Genomic DNA, 15,450 nt, shown 5'->3' on the forward strand with positions numbered 1-15,450 from the left:
TACAACGGTCCGGGTGCTACCCCGGCCGTTGCATCACGTGCTGGTGCTCAACGAGGGATCGTCGGCATAACCGCTTGGCCGGCTGCTCGCCCGCGCAGTCTTTTCCGGCGCGGCACGATCGGTCGTCAAGCCGAGCGCCTGCCGTTCGAACAAACGCCGGTACAAGCCGTTGTCGAGCTGGATCAGCTTCTCGTGGCTGCCTTCCTCGGCAATCCTGCCTTTGTCGAGCACCAGCAGCCTGTCGAGCGCCCGCACGGTGGAAAGCCGGTGGGCGACCACCACGGTGGTGCGGCCGACCATCAGCCGCTCCATTGCCTGCTGGATCAGCACTTCGCTCTCGCTGTCGAGGCTCGACGTTGCTTCGTCCAGGATCAGGATGGGCGCATCCGCGAGGAACGCCCGGGCAATCGCCACACGCTGGCGCTCGCCACCCGACAACTTGATGCCGCGCTCACCCACGAGCGTTTCATAACCCTGAGGCAGCGCCGCGATGAAATCGTGGGCGCTGGCCTGCCTTGCGGCCCGCTCGATTTCCGCGCGGGTGGCGCCCGGCCGGGCGTACGCAATGTTCTCCGCAAGCGAGCGGTGGAACAGCACCGGCTCTTGCTGGACGATCGCGATCTGACCGCGCAGCGACGCCTGGGCGACATCGGCAATGTTCTGCCCGTCGATCATGATCCTGCCGCCCGAGATGTCGTACAGCCGCTGGATAAGCTTGATCAGCGTCGTCTTGCCGGACCCCGAGTGACCGATCAACCCGACACGCTCTCCCGGCGCAATCCGCACGGAGAAGTCGTCATAGAGCGGCTTCGCGTGGCCGTCGTAGCTGAAGGTCACGTGCTCGAAGCGGATCTCGCCTTCACGGATCGCGATAGGGCCGGCATCGGGCTTGTCTTCCACGCCCAGGGGCTGACCTTCAAGCGATACGAGCTCTTCCATGTCGTTGACCGAGCGCTGCAGATTGCGCACATGCATTCCGACTTCGCGCAGATAACCCTGCAGCATGAAGAACATGGTCAGCGTGAACGTGATATCGCCCACGCTGGCCTTGTCGGCTTCCCACAGCAACAGGGCAGCACCCAGGATTGCCGCTTGCATGACCACCAGCATGCCGCCCTGCACACCGCCGTTGATCGTGCCGCGTGCCCAGGTGCGTCGCGTGCGGTGACGCCACTTGCCGATCACGCGGGCAAGCCGCGCCTCCTCGCGCGTTTCCGCACCGAAGGCCTTGACGACCGTGTTGCAGCTCACCGCGTCTGCCAGCGCCCCGCCCATGCGGGTGTCCCAAGCGTTGCCCAGGCGAGCGGCCGGCGCAACAAAACCAAGCGACAGGCCGACCGTCACCGCAATATAGAGCAGCGACCCGAGGCCCACGACCACCCCCATCACGGCCCAGTGCATGCCGAGCAGCACGGTTGCGCCGACCAGCATGACCAGCGACGGGAGCAGGGCGATGAGCAGCGTGTCATTGAGCAGGTCGAGCGCCCACATGCCGCGCGTGATCTTGCGCACGGTAGAACCGGCGAAACTGTTGCCGTGCCAGTCAGCGGAAAACCGTTGCACGCGATGAAACGCGTTGGCGGCAATCTCGCTCATCATCTTGAGCGTCAGCACAATGATGTTCATGAAAACGAGCTGACGCAGCAGCGTGCCGGCCAGCCCGAGACAAGCCAGGATACTGAACGCGGTGGTTGCCGCGCGCCATGCCAGCTCCTTGCCGGCCGCGCCGGCGGCGAGTGCATCCACAAGCCGGCCTGCGTAGAGCGGCGTGAGGACGTCAGCCAGTGCCGACAGCAGCGCGAGCGCAACAATGGCGACGATGCGCCACGGTTGTTTGCCCCAGTGAACGACAGTGAAGCCGAGAACGTCCTTGAACGCCCGTCCGCCGAAGTCGAATTTTTTCGTATAAGCCATTTGCCACAGCCCGTAGCGCCAAGCGCCCGAAGCTATCCGGTCGAGAGAAAATGGGAGAGACAGCAAGAGCGCGCCTGCATGTGCGGGCGAACTGATAACGGGCTGTCTGGAAATGGCGCAGGCTGCTATGCCCACGCGGATGGCGACCTAAACTGGCCGGCGCATCGAGTAAGGGACGGCGCAATCGAATGTGAGCATCTTTTCGCCTCCCTTTGAGAAATGAAGCTTGAGTGACGTGGGACCGGGTGGCCATCCACGTATAAATATTATCAGGCACTTATGGAGCTTGCCAACCCCTTTCGGCCGCTTTGGGCCACGCACATGTTGTCGAGCCGATACAGTACGAGCGACCGCGACATGGCCCCTGCATGACCGCGGCACGATCGATCGAGATGGTTGAATGTCCCTGCGCTGCAGGGACATTAACGAAATGACCGCGGTTGCGCCGGGCCCTCAGGCTCAGGCGAATCCGCCGAAAATATCGTTCAGTTGCTTGCCCGACGCGGCGCCCGCTAGGCCATCGAAAGAACCGGCCTTCATGTGTTCGGCGGCCGTCAGCATGGCCTGCCACGCAACCCGCGCCAACCCTCCGCCAACACTGATCCGACGCACGCCCAGGTCCTCCAGTTCGGCGACGCTCAAGCCGGGCCGCATCATCAGTACGTTGAGCGGCTTGGGCGCCACCGCGCGAACCATGACGGCGATATCGGCCTTATCGACCACGCCCGGCGCATACAAACAGTCGGCGCCTTCGGCCGCGAAAGCCACGAGTTTATCGATGGACTGGCTGAGCGCGCCCGGATCGCTAAGCAGGCCTTCGGTGCGTGCGACCAGGATGACGTCATCGCCGGACCGGTCAATCGCCGCGCGGGCCGCGCGCACGCGTTCCACTGCAAGAGCGGTGTCGTAGAGTCCGAACGGCGCTTCCACGTCGCGATCTTCAATCGACAAGCCCGCCACGCCCGTCTGGATCGCGAGGCTGACGTTGGCCGCGAGCGTGGCCGGGTCGGAAGCGAAGCCTGACTCGAAATCGGCGTTGACGGGCAGGTCCACAGCCTCGCAGAGGGCTCCGAGATGCTGCAGGGCGTCGGAGCAGGTCACCGCGTAGTCGGGGCGGCCTGTGGACCACGCGAAGCCTGAACTGGTCGATGCCAGCGCGGCGAAACCGAGATGCTGCAGCATCCGCGCGCTGCCTGCATCTCACGGGTTGGGCAACACGAAACAGCCTTGCTGGTGAAGCGCGCGGAAGGCCGCGCGTTTTTCGGCGACAGTACGGGTCATCGGAACCTCATCGTGTGTGGGCGAATAAATCGGGGTTGCAAATGCGAGTCCGCACATGTGTCCGCTCATGCAGCCTTGGGTGCGGATAACTTCCTGATTCATCTACCGCGGACCGCATCAGCGCGGACATGGTTACGAACGTAAAAACGTTGATACGCAGTCTCATATGGGCGCGTCAGATTCAGGTGGCTGCTCGTTACGCTCATGCGCGATCTCAAGCGCCCCCAAGCGCCCCCAAGCGCCCCCAAGCGGACCGCGCTTCAGGACGGCGCTTTAAATCCCCACTCCCGCTGCCTCCATCCCCGGCACGCTTTGCTGGGTCAGCACTGCTTCGCCCGCTACCGCGCGAGCAATCAGCGCATCGGGCTGCGCGACCGGAATTCCCTGCGCCTGGTACCAGGCGTCGTCATAGTAGGTGTTGCTATAACGGTCCCCGCTATCGCACAGCAGGCTGACGATGGATCCGTGTTTGCCCGCCTGCTTCATGCGCTCGGCCAGATACAGCACACCGACAAAATTGGTCCCTGTCGAGCCGCCGACGCGGCGCCCGAAGCGTCCGGCCAGATAGCGCATGGCGGCAAAGGACAACGCGTCGGGGACCTTGAGCATGGCGTCGATACATGTCGGAATAAAGGAGCGTTCAACACGCGGACGGCCGATGCCTTCAATCCTCGATCCGACATCAAGCGTCAGGCCAATGTCCCGCGTGCCCGCCAGCGTGCTTTTGAAGTAATCGAAAAATACCGAATTCTCGGGATCGGTGCAAAGAATGCGCGCGGTATGCCGCCGGTACGCTACGTAGCGGCCCAACGTGGCGATCGTGCCGCCGGTGCCGCCGCTGGACACGAGCCACGTCGGTACGGGGTACTCCTCGTCGTCCATCTGCTTGAAGATCGACTCGGCGATATTGTTGTTGGCCCGCCAGTCGGTCGCACGTTCGGCGTAGGTGAACTGGTCCATGAAATGACCGCCGGTTTCCGCCGCGAGCCGGTGCGATTCGGCGTAAATGCCCGCGGGGTTGGGGACCAGATGGCAACGCCCGCCGTAGAACTCGATGGCCTCGATCTTCATCCGGGAGGTACCCGCCGGAATCACCGCGACGAAGGGCAGGCCGAGCAGTCTCGCGAAGTACGCTTCGGAAATGGCGGTCGATCCGCTGGACGCTTCCACAATCGTGCTTTGCTCGCGCAGCCAGCCATTGCAAAGCGCATAGAGAAACAAGGATCGCGCCAGCCGATGTTTCAGGCTGCCGGTCGGATGGCTGGATTCGTCCTTGAAATAGAAACGGATAGCCGGATAGCCGGGCAGGTCGAGCGGAATCAGGTGGGTATCGGCGCAACGGTTGAAGTCGGCTTCAATCTTGCGAATCGCTTCACGGGTCCAGTTGGAACGTGGCATGGAAATCCCCACCCAGTGACGGCTAAAACAGCAGATTGACGCGCAACACCGGCTCATGCGCGCGGGTTATTGCACCGTGCTCGCGGCATGGCGTTGTCTGTCACGCCTGGCTTGGCCGGGGCCCGATGTGAAGCCATCGTACACGAGAGTGGCAACCCGGTTTTCACAATTACAAGGGCTTGGCTAACGGTCATGAAGGCGTCACGGGAAGTCAGTCGGGATGGCGTTGCGTCGCATTGATCCAATGCATGATGGCGCATGTCCGGTTTGATCACGATCAAGCGATGCGCGAGCAGGGCGTATCGCCTCTGCAAATAACTCCCCGATACCAATCCCCGAATTGCTGCAACACGACATTCCATTAATTGGAATTGTGAAATCGCAATATTTCCATTGAGCGGTTCATCCGGAATTCGCATACTGTTCCGCGAAGGGGCGCCCGGATGTTCCGGGCATCCGGATTCAGATTCAGACCTGGAAACGAAGTCCGGCAGCGTGCACGCAATTGCGTCTCTGATTGTGCAACCGCACAACCGGGTAATGTCGATACAAGCAAAGTTGGATCATGCCTGGCGCGGTTCCAGACGTCGTCAAGCCCAAAGAAGCCTTCTCCACAGTTTTTCGCCTGTCGATCCGGCCGTTGTGACACAGGCCAGGGTTGTCTGCCCACGCGGATGTGCGCGGTTTTGAACGGACAGCGCGGACCGGTATCGATGAACCAGCGACGAACAAGCAACAAACACACGAACAATTTCAAGGACCACACCATGTACAAGACCTATGGCTATGCAGCGCATTCCGCCGATGCGCCGTTTGCTCCTTTCGCCTTCGATCGCCGCGATACCGGTCCGCACGATGTCCGCATCGAGATCCTCTATTGCGGCGTGTGCCATTCGGACCTGCACACCGCGCGCGGCGAATGGGCGGGTACGGTGTACCCGAACGTGCCGGGGCACGAAATTGTCGGCCGGGTGACTGAGGTCGGATCTGAAGTCACGAAGTTCAAGGTAGGCACGCTGGCGGGTGTCGGCTGCATGGTGGATTCGTGCCGGACTTGCCCGTCTTGCCAGGAAGGTCTCGAGCAGTATTGCGAGGGCAGCGGTTTTATCGGCACCTACAATGCGCCCGACAAACACACGGGCGGCGTGACCTATGGCGGCTACTCCAAGTCGATCGTAGTGGACGAAGCCTTCACGCTGCGTGTTCCCGAGAACCTTGACCTCGCCGCCGTGGCGCCGTTGTTATGCGCGGGGATCACCACTTACTCGCCGCTGCGTCACTGGAACGTCAAGGCCGGGCAGAAGGTCGGGATTGTCGGGCTGGGCGGGCTCGGTCATATGGGCGTGAAGCTCGCCGCTGCGTTCGGTGCGCACGTGGTGTTGTTCACCACGTCGGCCAGCAAGATTGAGGACGCGAAGCGGCTTGGCGCACACGAGGTCGTGATTTCGAAAGATCCGGAACAGATGGCGCAACACGTCAACTCGTTCGATTTCATTCTCAACACCGTCGCGGCCTCCCATGACCTCGACCAGTTCACCGCGCTGCTCAAGCGCGACGGAACCATGACGCTGGTCGGCGTACCGGAGCATGCCCATCCGTCGCCGTCAGTCGGCAACCTCATTTTCAAGCGTCGTGCGCTGGCAGGTTCATTGATCGGCGGAATCGCGGAAACGCAGGAAATGCTCGATTTCTGCGGCAAGCATGGCATCACGTCGGACATCGAGATGATCCGGATGGACGAGATCGACAAGGCGTACGAGCGCATGGTCAAAAGCGATGTCAAATATCGCTTCGTGATCGACATGGCTACACTCAGCGCGTAGTCCTTTGCTGGTATGGGTTTCGTCCGCGATCGACTGAAACGATAACCGGTTTGATACCCGGCCGGAAATACAGTTGTGAAACCGGGTGTCGAAAGATGCCTTTGCAGAGGCTTGAGCCGTGTGGATCGAAAGACCCATGCACGGTTCTGAGGGGGCTGGACGCGGGTGACCGCGCCCAGCTACCCGACAACCTTCGGCACTACTGCCGAAGCTGATCATACGCCCGAGATCTTCCCCTCATCGCCGGCGCCGCGCGTCGCGATCCCGCTCGACCCTGTCATGCCGGAACCTTCGCACAACCGCACACATCATCGCATCGCGCGCTTTGCCCCCGTCATTTCTTCCCATCCCAAGAACTCGTCCAACCGCGCTGCGCCGAGCCCGATCGAAACCCGCAACCAGTTGATAAAGAGATTTTGCATTCTTCATCGTGGGATCTTACCCAACAGACCTGACGTCGTGACACAGAGCCTCTGAGCGGCAGTCCTCTGAGCGGCAGTCATTTGCATTGTTTGGGTTTGTCAGGCAAGCGATGCGTGCTAGGATCCGCCGTCAGCGTGCGAACTCTTCTTTTCCGACGCCATAGCGTGGACCTTCGCTTGCGCGAGCAGCGCGCTGATTACCGAACCAGTGTGCGCGTATCCGGTCCGCCTCGTCGAGAGCAGGTGAAAATTCATGTCGAATGAACCGTATGTGATAGTCGGCGCGGGACACGCGGCGCGGCGCGCCGCGGAGACGCTGAGGCAGAAGGCGACGGATGTTCGCATCCTGATGGTCGGTGAGGAGCCGGATCTGCCCTACGACCGGCCCGTGCTCTCAAAGGATGCGCTGCTCAGCCACGAAGGCGAGCAGCGCGCATTTATCCGCAATGCCGATTGGTACCGGGAGCAGCGCATCGAGATGCTACTGGGAACGCGCGTCGCGGAAATCGACAGAGCGGCTCGACAGGTGCGTCTCGCCGACGGAGCGAGCATCGCCTACGAGCGCCTTCTGATCGCGACGGGCTCACGGGTGCGCCGCTTCGCCGGACCCGTGGAGGAGGGCGTTCAGGTGCATTACGTTAGGACGGTTGCGGACGCGCGCGGGCTTCGCGACGCGCTCCTGCCTGGTAAGCGAGTAGCGGTACTCGGCGGCGGTTTCATCGGGCTGGAAGTGGCGGCATCCGCAATCATGCGCGGTTGCGCGGTGACGTTGCTGGAACCGGCCGGCCGCCTGCTGCGGCGCTCGATGCCGGAAGCGATCGGCGCCTATCTGTTGGCGCTGCATGCGGGCCGCGGCGTGGACATGCGCCTCGGCGTCACACCAGCGGGCATACGCGTTGCGGCGGGAGGCGCTGTCGTTGATACGGATCGCGGCGAGGTGCCCGCGGATGTAGTGGTGGTCGGCATCGGCGTGCTGCCAAACAGTGAACTCGCGCAAGCCGCGGGACTTGCCGTCGAGAACGGCGTCGTGGTGGACTTGGAATGCCGAACCGCCGATCCCCTGATATTCGCCGCGGGCGAGGTCACGAATCACTTCAACGTAAGGCTCGGCCGGCACGTGCGCGTCGAGTCGTGGCAGGTGGCGGAAAATCAGCCGGCGGTCGCTGCAGCGAACATGCTTGGCGGCAAGCAAAGCTACGACGAAGTGCCGTGGCTCTGGTCGGACCATTACGATTGCAACGTGCAGACGCTTGGCCTCTTTGCCCCGCATCTGAACACTGTCATGCGTGGCGATCCGGCGAGCGGCACTTTCTGCCTGTTGGGGCTCGGCTTGGATGGTAAACTTGAAGCCGTGGCGGCGGTAAACTGCGGGCGCGACATTAGCGTGTTGCGCAGGCTTATGGTGGCGGGAAAAGCGCTCGATGTTGCGCGCCTTGCAGACCCCGCGATTGCGCTACGTACCATGCTCGCAGTTGCGTAGCGACACAGCTGTCGATGGCATTGTTAGACTGCTGTGTTGGTCGCGTAAAATTTAGCGATGTGGAAGTCGCTGTTAGCGCTCCGAAGTGATGCCTCACAACTCTGCCCGCCCGCGCGTCGAGCTCGCCGGTCGCGACGTGGCACGCCGTCATCAGCGTGCCACGTATTCAATAGCGGCGTTCCGGCGGGTGATCTGTCGTGATCCCGCGCCTAACTGGTCCATCGCGTGTAGTTGCCGACGCCATCGATGCTTTGCACGTCGAAACAGGCACAGGTGATTGCGGGCGTGATGCGCGAGCGCATCGGCATGCCGTTCGCCAGGAAGTTGCACGAACAGCATTTAGGCTATGCGTAGCCGATGTTGGCGGCGCACAGCATCTCCTGACTAACGCCTGAAGTCGGCCCGGCTCGTTCGAGCGACCGGACTCGATACCTTCGCGCGATTGGTCGTCAGTTCGATCGGCTGGCAGAATGTGTCGCTCATCATGGATTCCCGCCATGTTGGCGGATCATCGGGCGGATCGTACCAGCGTACTTAAAGTACCAGGTTCCTGATCCGGCGCATGCCCAATTTGCAGCGCTCCTGTTTTGCGGACGAGACTGGCAAATGCGTGCAATACGGCTTGCTGACCATGCCCGATGCCTTGGGCGAGATTGGCCACAACACGCTGGTGAGCGAGATTCAGCCTCGAGCGCTCGAGTGTGACTGAAATGGTTCCACGACTGCAGCGCCCGGCCTTGTAAATCCTACGCGGGCGACTCACTACAAACGGCTGAAGCCGACGTCGCAAGGACGACGCTCGTTCATCACTTCGGCTCACGCGGTGCAGCGTGCGCACGGACTGTACGATCGAGCATCTGTCCCCGGCCTAACGTGATTTCTCGCGCCGCACAAGGTTCGTCTCGTCGAGCAACGCGGTTAGCATGGTGCCGTTCCGCTGGCGGGTGATATGAATTATGGGTGCCACAGGACGCCGCTCCCGAGCACTCGGTCGACCGCGACCTTTCACCAGCTAGTCCCCGGTACAATCATTTCCTGCGCGGCTAGGTCGCCCATGACATCGTCGGGCCCACCGCTGCCTTTTCATTTCGCCTCGCGCACGGCGCATTTGAGCGCGCTATCCCGTTAGCCTGGTTGTCACAGCTGATTGCCAGCCGCTTCGTAAGAGGCCGCTCATCCACAGTGACAGATGCGTGAACCCGACGGGGCATGGCTCGCGAAGTCGAGCGAGCAGCCGTTTTGCGTGTTCCGTGCCTGCGAAGGATGCAGTCCGGTCGCGCAATGATCGGATCGACCGACCTCGTCCTGCACGAGCCGAATGAAAGCCGCGCGCTGCGCGGTATCGTTCTCCCGGGCGTTGAACGCGAGCAGCACCTGACTCGTTGCTTCCGATTGGCTTTGCAAGTCGCGCCATGCCACGCCACTGACGGCAATTGCGCTCAGCGACGCGGGCAGGATCGTCACGCCGAGCCCAGCGGCAACAAGGCCGAGAATGGTCGCCGCTTCCTTCGCCTCCTGGGAGATCTGTGGAAAGAAGCCGGCCTGCGTGCAGCATTGATAGATCTGCTCGTAGTAACCCGAATGAGCGCCGCTCGCGCGCAACACGAACGGTTCCTTAGCAAGCATCTCGATGGGTATGGGTTGTTTTGATGCAGCGAGCGGATGGTCGGCATGCAGCACTACCATCAATTTGTCGGTCATTACCAGGATCGTCTCGATGTCATCTGGCAGCGAGTTGGCCATGGGCCGCACGAAGCCGACGTCGAGTTCGCTGCTGCGCAACGCGTCGATCACCGGCTCGGTCATTGAATACTCCAAATTCAGCCGCACTCCCGGCGATTCGCGGCGGAACGCGCGAATCGCGGCCGAAAACACGTGGGTGAACGGCGCCGTGGCGGTAAAGCCGATCCGCAGCACGCCGACTTCGCCCCGCCCCGCGCGCTTGGCCATATCGACCGCATGCGAAGCCTGCTGAACCACCGAGCGCGCCTCCTCGAGAAAGAGGCGGCCGGTATCTGTCAAGGCTACGTGACTGCGATTGCGCCGAAATAAAAGCGCACCGAGTTCGCGTTCAATCTCCTGCACATGCTGGCTCAGCGGTGGTTGGCTGATGTGCAATCGCCGTGCCGCTTTGGTGAAGCTCAACTCCTCAGCAACAGCGATGAAGTAGCGGAAATGCCGGAGTTCCATGGTTCGCCTTTTAAGCAGTCAGTCCCCATTCCACGTCGTCAAGCGTCGAGCCGCGTGGGCCGGCCGGTGGACCAGGCGTGAGTGAGCTCGCGGCGAAGAGAATTCGGTCACCCTTGACATCGAGTGGTCTGAATTTCAGTGGCCTAACGACACCAGCACTGCTCCGGTCATGTCCTCAGGTAACAATCACCGCCTTTCGAAAGCGGGAAACGCATGTTGCACACTCGCCCCATCGTCACTTATCGATCGTGGCCAGTTCACGCATCACCTGCAGGCTTTCAGCCAGTAAGGGATCCACGTGGTAGTAGAGCAATTGCGTACCGAGCGCGGCGTAGTGAGTGATGTCGCGCTTCGTCACCAGCGTACCCGCAACCTTGCCCGCCGCATGGATGCGGGCAATGACCCACTCGACCATGTCCAGTACCGGTTGAGGGCGCGTGCCCCCGGGCGGCACGCGCGGTGAATAGCCCATCGTGATCGAGAGGTCACCGGGGCCGATAAAGAAGACGTCGATGCCTTCCACGGCGAGGATCTCGTCGAGGTTGTGCACGGCCTCGGTGGTCTCGATCATGACGATGATCAGCTTCTCGGCAATTTCCTTGTCCGGGCAGTTGTAGCGCACCGTCGCGACTACCTCGCGGGCCTGTTGCGCTGTATTCACGAGCGGCACCATCAAGCCGTCCGCGCCGCAGTGCAGACAGCGCGCGAGCATTGAGTGCTCCTGATTTTGCGGCCGCGCAATCGTCCGTCCGCCGCTGAGCCGTGCACCCTTGGCCATCTGCTGCAATTGCTCGTAACTCGCCGTTCCGCTTTCGCAGTCCACGAAGATCAGATCGGCTCCCGCATTCGCCAGCGTCTCGGTCAGGGTCATCGAGACATGGCTAGGGTTCAGCATCACGACACTGCCACCTTGCGCTAGGCGCTTCTTCAAAGTCGAAATCATTTCTCATCCCAAGTACGGTGTTAATCGGACCCGTTTCCCGTTCGAACGGCGTGAGGATATGCCTTCATATTTCGAACCACAAGCGCGGAATCACTAGTGAAAGGGGAATGTGATGCCGGGATTCTTATAGCTTTGTCCTATAAGAGCAGGCGCAATTCAGTATTGGAAGGGCATTTATGGCGGACGTATGGTTTGCCTACGGTCTGTCGGAATAGCAATGCCAGCATGCCGCGGGAGCCCGATCCATCGGGACAAGAGACAGGAGGACTGTAAGGTGACAACGGCAATCGAGTTGAGAAAGAGATGGGCTCGCGGCGAGACGGTATTCGGTGCGTGGGCGGCGTTGCCGTGCGCATTTGCTGCCGAATTGATGTGCGTTCCGGGCGTGGGATATGTGTGCATCGACCAGCAGCATGGGCTGGTCGATTATTCGGACATGGTAGGCATGCTGCGCGCCATCGAAGGCCGCGGCGTGGTGCCGTTGACCCGAGTTCCTGCGAATGAAAATTGGATGATCGGCAAGGCGCTCGATGCGGGTGCGCAAGGCGTGGTGGTGCCGATGGTTAACAACCGCAGCGAGGCGGCAGCAGCGGTGGCCGCATGCCGCTATGCGCCAGCAGGCGCCCGCTCGTTCGGGCCAGTACGCGCCTCCATGGTCCTGGATTCACGCGATGTCGCGGTGGTCGGCGACAGCATGCTGTGTTTCGTCATGGTGGAGACTCGCGATGCGGTGGAACGCATCGACGAGATCGCAAGCACGCCGGGTCTCGACGGCATCTATGTCGGTCCCGCAGACCTCGCGCTCGGCCTCGGTTTGCCGCCTAACCTCGACAAGGAGGAGCCGGAGCACGTCGCGGCGGTGGAGCGCGTCCTGCAGGCCTGCCAGAAGCATGGAATTGTCGCGGGTATTCAATGCGGCTCGGGCCGCGCGGCGCGCAAGTTCGCCGACAAGGGCTTTCGGTTCGTCACGTTCGCCAAGGATTCGTCGCTGATTCCGTCCGCGATGGATAAAGAAATTACCGCCGCGTTCGGTGACTCAGCCGTTCAAGGCACCAAGCAAAGAGGTTACGCATAAATGAGCTCGCGCCCGAATGAAGCATTCCGCGACGAAATCGCTGAATTGATCGCCTCGTATGTCGTCGGTGTATCGAAGCAACTCAATGCGCATACCGAGCGTGCGGCCAAGTGCGTGCTGATCGACGCCATGGCGGTGTCGGTCGGCGCACTGCGCCATCCGGCCGCCCAAAAGGCAAGGCAGCACGCCTATCGCTTCGCCGGCGCGACCGGTAGCGCCTTGATCTGGGGTACGAAGCAACGCACGAGTCCCGAACTCGCCTCGCTAACCAATGGGGTCCTGCTGCGCTGCTATGACTATAACGACTTCATGGTCGGCAAGCGCAACAGCGGGCATCCGAGCGACATGGTCGGCGGCGTGATCGCGGCGGCGGAGTGGGCCGGCGCATCGGGTGCGGAGCTTTTGTCGGCGCTTGCGGTCGGTTATGAACTGGTCGGCGCCGCGTTCGACGCGTTTTCCACCGCGCCCGGTGGCTGGGACTATACGAATCTGACCGCGATCGGCGCGACCGCTGCGATCGCGACCGTGCTCAAGCTTGATGAATCGCAAACGCGCGAAGCGCTGGCGATGACAGTGGTCCCGCACTTCGCCAGCGATGAAATCGAGTCGGGTGAACTCAACGCGCGAGGCGACCTGACAATGTGGAAGCGCTTCAACGGCAGCGATGCGGTGCGCAATGCGCTGCAGGCTTGCTTACTGGCATCCGTGGGCGTCGAAGGCGCGATTCGCCCGTTCGTCGGCAAGTGCGGCTTCGTGAAGAAGATGCAAAACACTTGGGATCCACTTGCGGTGTTGCGCGAGGTGCTCGTTACCGAACGGCCGCTTGCCCGCATCGGCCAAGCCATGATGAAGCGCTGGCCTGTCGGATCCGTAGCACAGAGCGCGATCCAGGCGACGCTCGATGCGCGCGCGCAGATCGGCGATATCGACCGTCTCAAAGAGATCCGGGTCTTTGCCGAGGAAGGCGCCTATGAACATCTCGTGCAGATCCGCACGGCGCCATGGGAGCCAATTTCGCGTGAGACGGCGGATCACTCGCTGCCCTATATCGTCGCAGCAGCAGCGATAGATGGCTATGTGCACGTCGACAGCTTCAATCTCGGCACCGTATTGGACCCGCTGCGGCGCAAGTTCCTGAAAGACAAGATCAAGGTCAGTTCGGCGCCGGAACTCGGCACGCTGGCGGGTGGCAAGCTTGCGCGGGCCGCGGCCGGCTACCTGTCCCGGGTGGAAATGGAGACGCTCGACGGCCAGATCTTTCACGGCGCGCCGCGTCCATTCCCCGGACATCCCGACAATCCGTTCTCGGACAGCGACCTGCTTGCCAAGTTGAGCGAAAACGCGGCACCCTTAATTGGCAAGAGCCACGCCCAACGCCTGGGTGATGCAATGCTGTCACTCGACCGGATGCCCGATCTCACCAGCCTGATGGAACTGCTTGCATTCGATGCTCCCGCTCAGGTCGACGTACCGCTCGCCGCCGAATGAGACGCGCGCGCGTTGCCTAACGCGCGCCTGCTTACAGTCTGAAACGAATCGCAAAGGAGTTGACCGATGACTACCGCAGAACAAAATCGCCTGCTGACTCGCACAGGCCCTGGTACGCCAATGGGCGAAACCTTTCGCCGCTATTGGATCCCGGCGCTGCTCGCCGAGGAATTGCCGGAGCCGGATTGCGCGCCGGTCCGGGTGCCGTTGCTTTCGGAGAAGCTGCTCGCCTTTCGAGATACCAGCGGCAAGATCGGCTTGATCAGCGAATTCTGTGCTCACCGCGGGGTGTCGCTATGGTTCGGCCGCAACGAGGAAACCGGCATTCGCTGTCCCTATCACGGCTGGAAGTACGACACCGACGGTCAATGCACGGAGGTGCCATCTGAGCCGGCGGAGAGCGGCTACTGCAAGAAAATCAAACTGACGTCATATCCGTGCATCGAGATGGGCGGGGTTATCTGGACCTACATGGGGCCGCCCGAACTACAGCCGCCGCCCCCATCGTTTGAATGGGTCGGCTTGCCGGCATCGCATCGCTTCCTGTCCAAGCGGATCCAGGAAACGAACTATCTGCAGGCGATGGAGGGTGGGATCGATTCAAGCCACGTCTCGTTCTTGCACCGCGGCGAGCTCGACACCGATCCCTTGCACCGCGACACGGCCGGCGCAAAATACTCCCGCTCGACCAACACCACGTTCGACGTGGTCGAGTCCGGCGGTGGGCTGATCATCGGCGCGCGACGCGATGCGGATCCCGGCTTCAATTATTGGCGCATCACACAATGGATTATGCCGTGGTACACACTGATTCCACCCTATGGCGGCGGCCACGCGCTGAACGGCCACGCCTGGGTGCCGATTGACGATGAAAACTGCACGGCATGGAGCATGACGTTCCATCCCGTGCGGCCGCTCTCGGAGGAAGAAGTCTCGGCGATGACCAGCGGACGCGGGGTGCACGTGGACCTGATCCCCGGTACATTCCGTCCGGTAGCCAATCGCGACAACGACTACCTGATGAACCGCGAGGCCCAGAAGTCCGGGAGGCATTACAGCGGCATTGCCGGAATCGCCATCCAGGATGCGTCGTTGCAGGAGAGCATGGGTGCCATTGCCGATCGGACAGTCGAGAATCTGGTGTCTACCGACAACGCCATCATTCTGGCCCGGCAGCGCCTTGCCGAGGCCATCAAGGCGGCGCAGCAGCAAAGCCCGGTGCCCGGTCTCACGCCCGAACAGCAACGGTTGCGCTCGGCATCTTTCGTGTTGCCTGTTGAGGGCAATTTCCGCGCGACAATCGAGGATGCAGTCAGGGTCCGAGAAGGCGAAGCGCACGTTGCCGTATAGTGGTAGTGGGCGGTCGGGAGCGACGTCGGAATCGAGGCAATCGGTTTCCAGGAGAACAATATGACAGCCTTTCAGGACGGTATTTC

At 61.7% G+C, this 15,450-nt stretch carries 10 protein-coding genes and 1 pseudogene; 6 read left to right on the top strand and 5 right to left on the bottom strand.

The features are described 5' to 3' along the window. Positions 1 to 33 precede the first annotated feature (33 nt). From AWB69_RS34600 to AWB69_RS34610, 3 genes and pseudogenes are all read right to left on the bottom strand, one after another. On the bottom strand, positions 34 to 1,914 hold the full coding sequence (locus AWB69_RS34600; RefSeq protein WP_062091302.1) for an ABC transporter ATP-binding protein: 1,881 nt from the start codon (positions 1,912 to 1,914) through the stop codon (positions 34 to 36). A 459-nt stretch (positions 1,915 to 2,373) separates the two neighbouring features. Beyond that, positions 2,374 to 3,195, bottom strand: a pseudogene (locus tag AWB69_RS34605) (isocitrate lyase/PEP mutase family protein). A 273-nt stretch (positions 3,196 to 3,468) separates the two neighbouring features. Continuing rightward, positions 3,469 to 4,593 carry a PLP-dependent cysteine synthase family protein gene (locus AWB69_RS34610; RefSeq protein WP_062091303.1) on the bottom strand — a complete coding sequence of 375 codons (1,125 nt, stop codon included), beginning with the start codon at positions 4,591 to 4,593 and terminating at the stop codon, positions 3,469 to 3,471. A gap of 767 nt (positions 4,594 to 5,360) precedes the next feature. On the opposite strand from AWB69_RS34610, the gene AWB69_RS34615 reads away from it, so the two are divergent. The 3 genes from AWB69_RS34615 to AWB69_RS48155 all read left to right on the top strand — a co-directional run bounded on the left by AWB69_RS34615 (position 5,361) and on the right by AWB69_RS48155 (position 9,027). Beyond that, positions 5,361 to 6,416, top strand: a complete 1,056-nt coding sequence (locus AWB69_RS34615) for an NAD(P)-dependent alcohol dehydrogenase (RefSeq protein WP_062091323.1) — start codon at positions 5,361 to 5,363, stop codon at positions 6,414 to 6,416. A 675-nt stretch (positions 6,417 to 7,091) separates the two neighbouring features. Beyond that, entirely contained in the window at positions 7,092 to 8,318 is a 1,227-nt protein-coding gene (gene andAa / locus AWB69_RS34620) for an anthranilate 1,2-dioxygenase system ferredoxin--NAD(+) reductase (protein WP_062091304.1), read from the top strand. A gap of 562 nt (positions 8,319 to 8,880) precedes the next feature. Continuing rightward, complete coding sequence (locus AWB69_RS48155) at positions 8,881 to 9,027, top strand: hypothetical protein (protein WP_156529062.1); 147 nt, start codon at positions 8,881 to 8,883, stop codon at positions 9,025 to 9,027. A gap of 464 nt (positions 9,028 to 9,491) precedes the next feature. Here the strand turns inward: AWB69_RS48155 and AWB69_RS34625 are convergent, their stop codons facing one another. Beyond that, entirely contained in the window at positions 9,492 to 10,508 is a 1,017-nt protein-coding gene (locus AWB69_RS34625; RefSeq protein ID WP_063977970.1) for a LysR substrate-binding domain-containing protein, read from the bottom strand. A 235-nt stretch (positions 10,509 to 10,743) separates the two neighbouring features. Then, a complete protein-coding gene (locus AWB69_RS34630; protein ID WP_062091305.1) occupies positions 10,744 to 11,451 on the bottom strand; it encodes an HpcH/HpaI aldolase family protein in 708 nt (235 codons plus the stop codon). Between the two features lie 274 nt (positions 11,452 to 11,725). Between AWB69_RS34630 and AWB69_RS34635 the strand changes: the two genes are divergently transcribed. From AWB69_RS34635 to AWB69_RS34645, 3 genes are all read left to right on the top strand, one after another. Then, on the top strand, positions 11,726 to 12,526 hold the full coding sequence (locus tag AWB69_RS34635) for an HpcH/HpaI aldolase family protein (RefSeq protein ID WP_062091306.1): 801 nt from the start codon (positions 11,726 to 11,728) through the stop codon (positions 12,524 to 12,526). Beyond that, positions 12,527 to 14,014: an MmgE/PrpD family protein gene (locus AWB69_RS34640; protein WP_062091307.1), complete on the top strand. Its 1,488-nt coding sequence runs from the start codon at positions 12,527 to 12,529 to the stop codon at positions 14,012 to 14,014. A gap of 66 nt (positions 14,015 to 14,080) precedes the next feature. Then, positions 14,081 to 15,364, top strand: a complete 1,284-nt coding sequence (locus tag AWB69_RS34645; protein ID WP_062091308.1) for a Rieske 2Fe-2S domain-containing protein — start codon at positions 14,081 to 14,083, stop codon at positions 15,362 to 15,364. Positions 15,365 to 15,450 lie beyond the last annotated feature (86 nt).

This window comes from Caballeronia udeis (assembly GCF_001544555.2).
GTDB lineage: Bacteria > Pseudomonadota > Gammaproteobacteria > Burkholderiales > Burkholderiaceae > Caballeronia > Caballeronia udeis.

Bases quoted from the DNA above. Each gene is read 5' to 3' on its own strand.
- AWB69_RS48155 (WP_156529062.1), top strand. From the start codon at position 8,881: ATGCCCAATTTGCAGCGCTCCTGTTTTGCGGACGAGACTGGCAAATGC.
- AWB69_RS34640 (WP_062091307.1), top strand. From the start codon at position 12,527: ATGAGCTCGCGCCCGAATGAAGCATTCCGCGACGAAATCGCTGAATTG.
- AWB69_RS34630 (WP_062091305.1), bottom strand. From the start codon at position 11,451: ATGATTTCGACTTTGAAGAAGCGCCTAGCGCAAGGTGGCAGTGTCGTG.
- AWB69_RS34645 (WP_062091308.1), top strand. From the start codon at position 14,081: ATGACTACCGCAGAACAAAATCGCCTGCTGACTCGCACAGGCCCTGGT.
- andAa (WP_062091304.1), top strand. From the start codon at position 7,092: ATGTCGAATGAACCGTATGTGATAGTCGGCGCGGGACACGCGGCGCGG.
- AWB69_RS34625 (WP_063977970.1), bottom strand. From the start codon at position 10,508: ATGGAACTCCGGCATTTCCGCTACTTCATCGCTGTTGCTGAGGAGTTG.
- AWB69_RS34615 (WP_062091323.1), top strand. From the start codon at position 5,361: ATGTACAAGACCTATGGCTATGCAGCGCATTCCGCCGATGCGCCGTTT.
- AWB69_RS34610 (WP_062091303.1), bottom strand. From the start codon at position 4,593: ATGCCACGTTCCAACTGGACCCGTGAAGCGATTCGCAAGATTGAAGCC.
- AWB69_RS34600 (WP_062091302.1), bottom strand. From the start codon at position 1,914: ATGGCTTATACGAAAAAATTCGACTTCGGCGGACGGGCGTTCAAGGAC.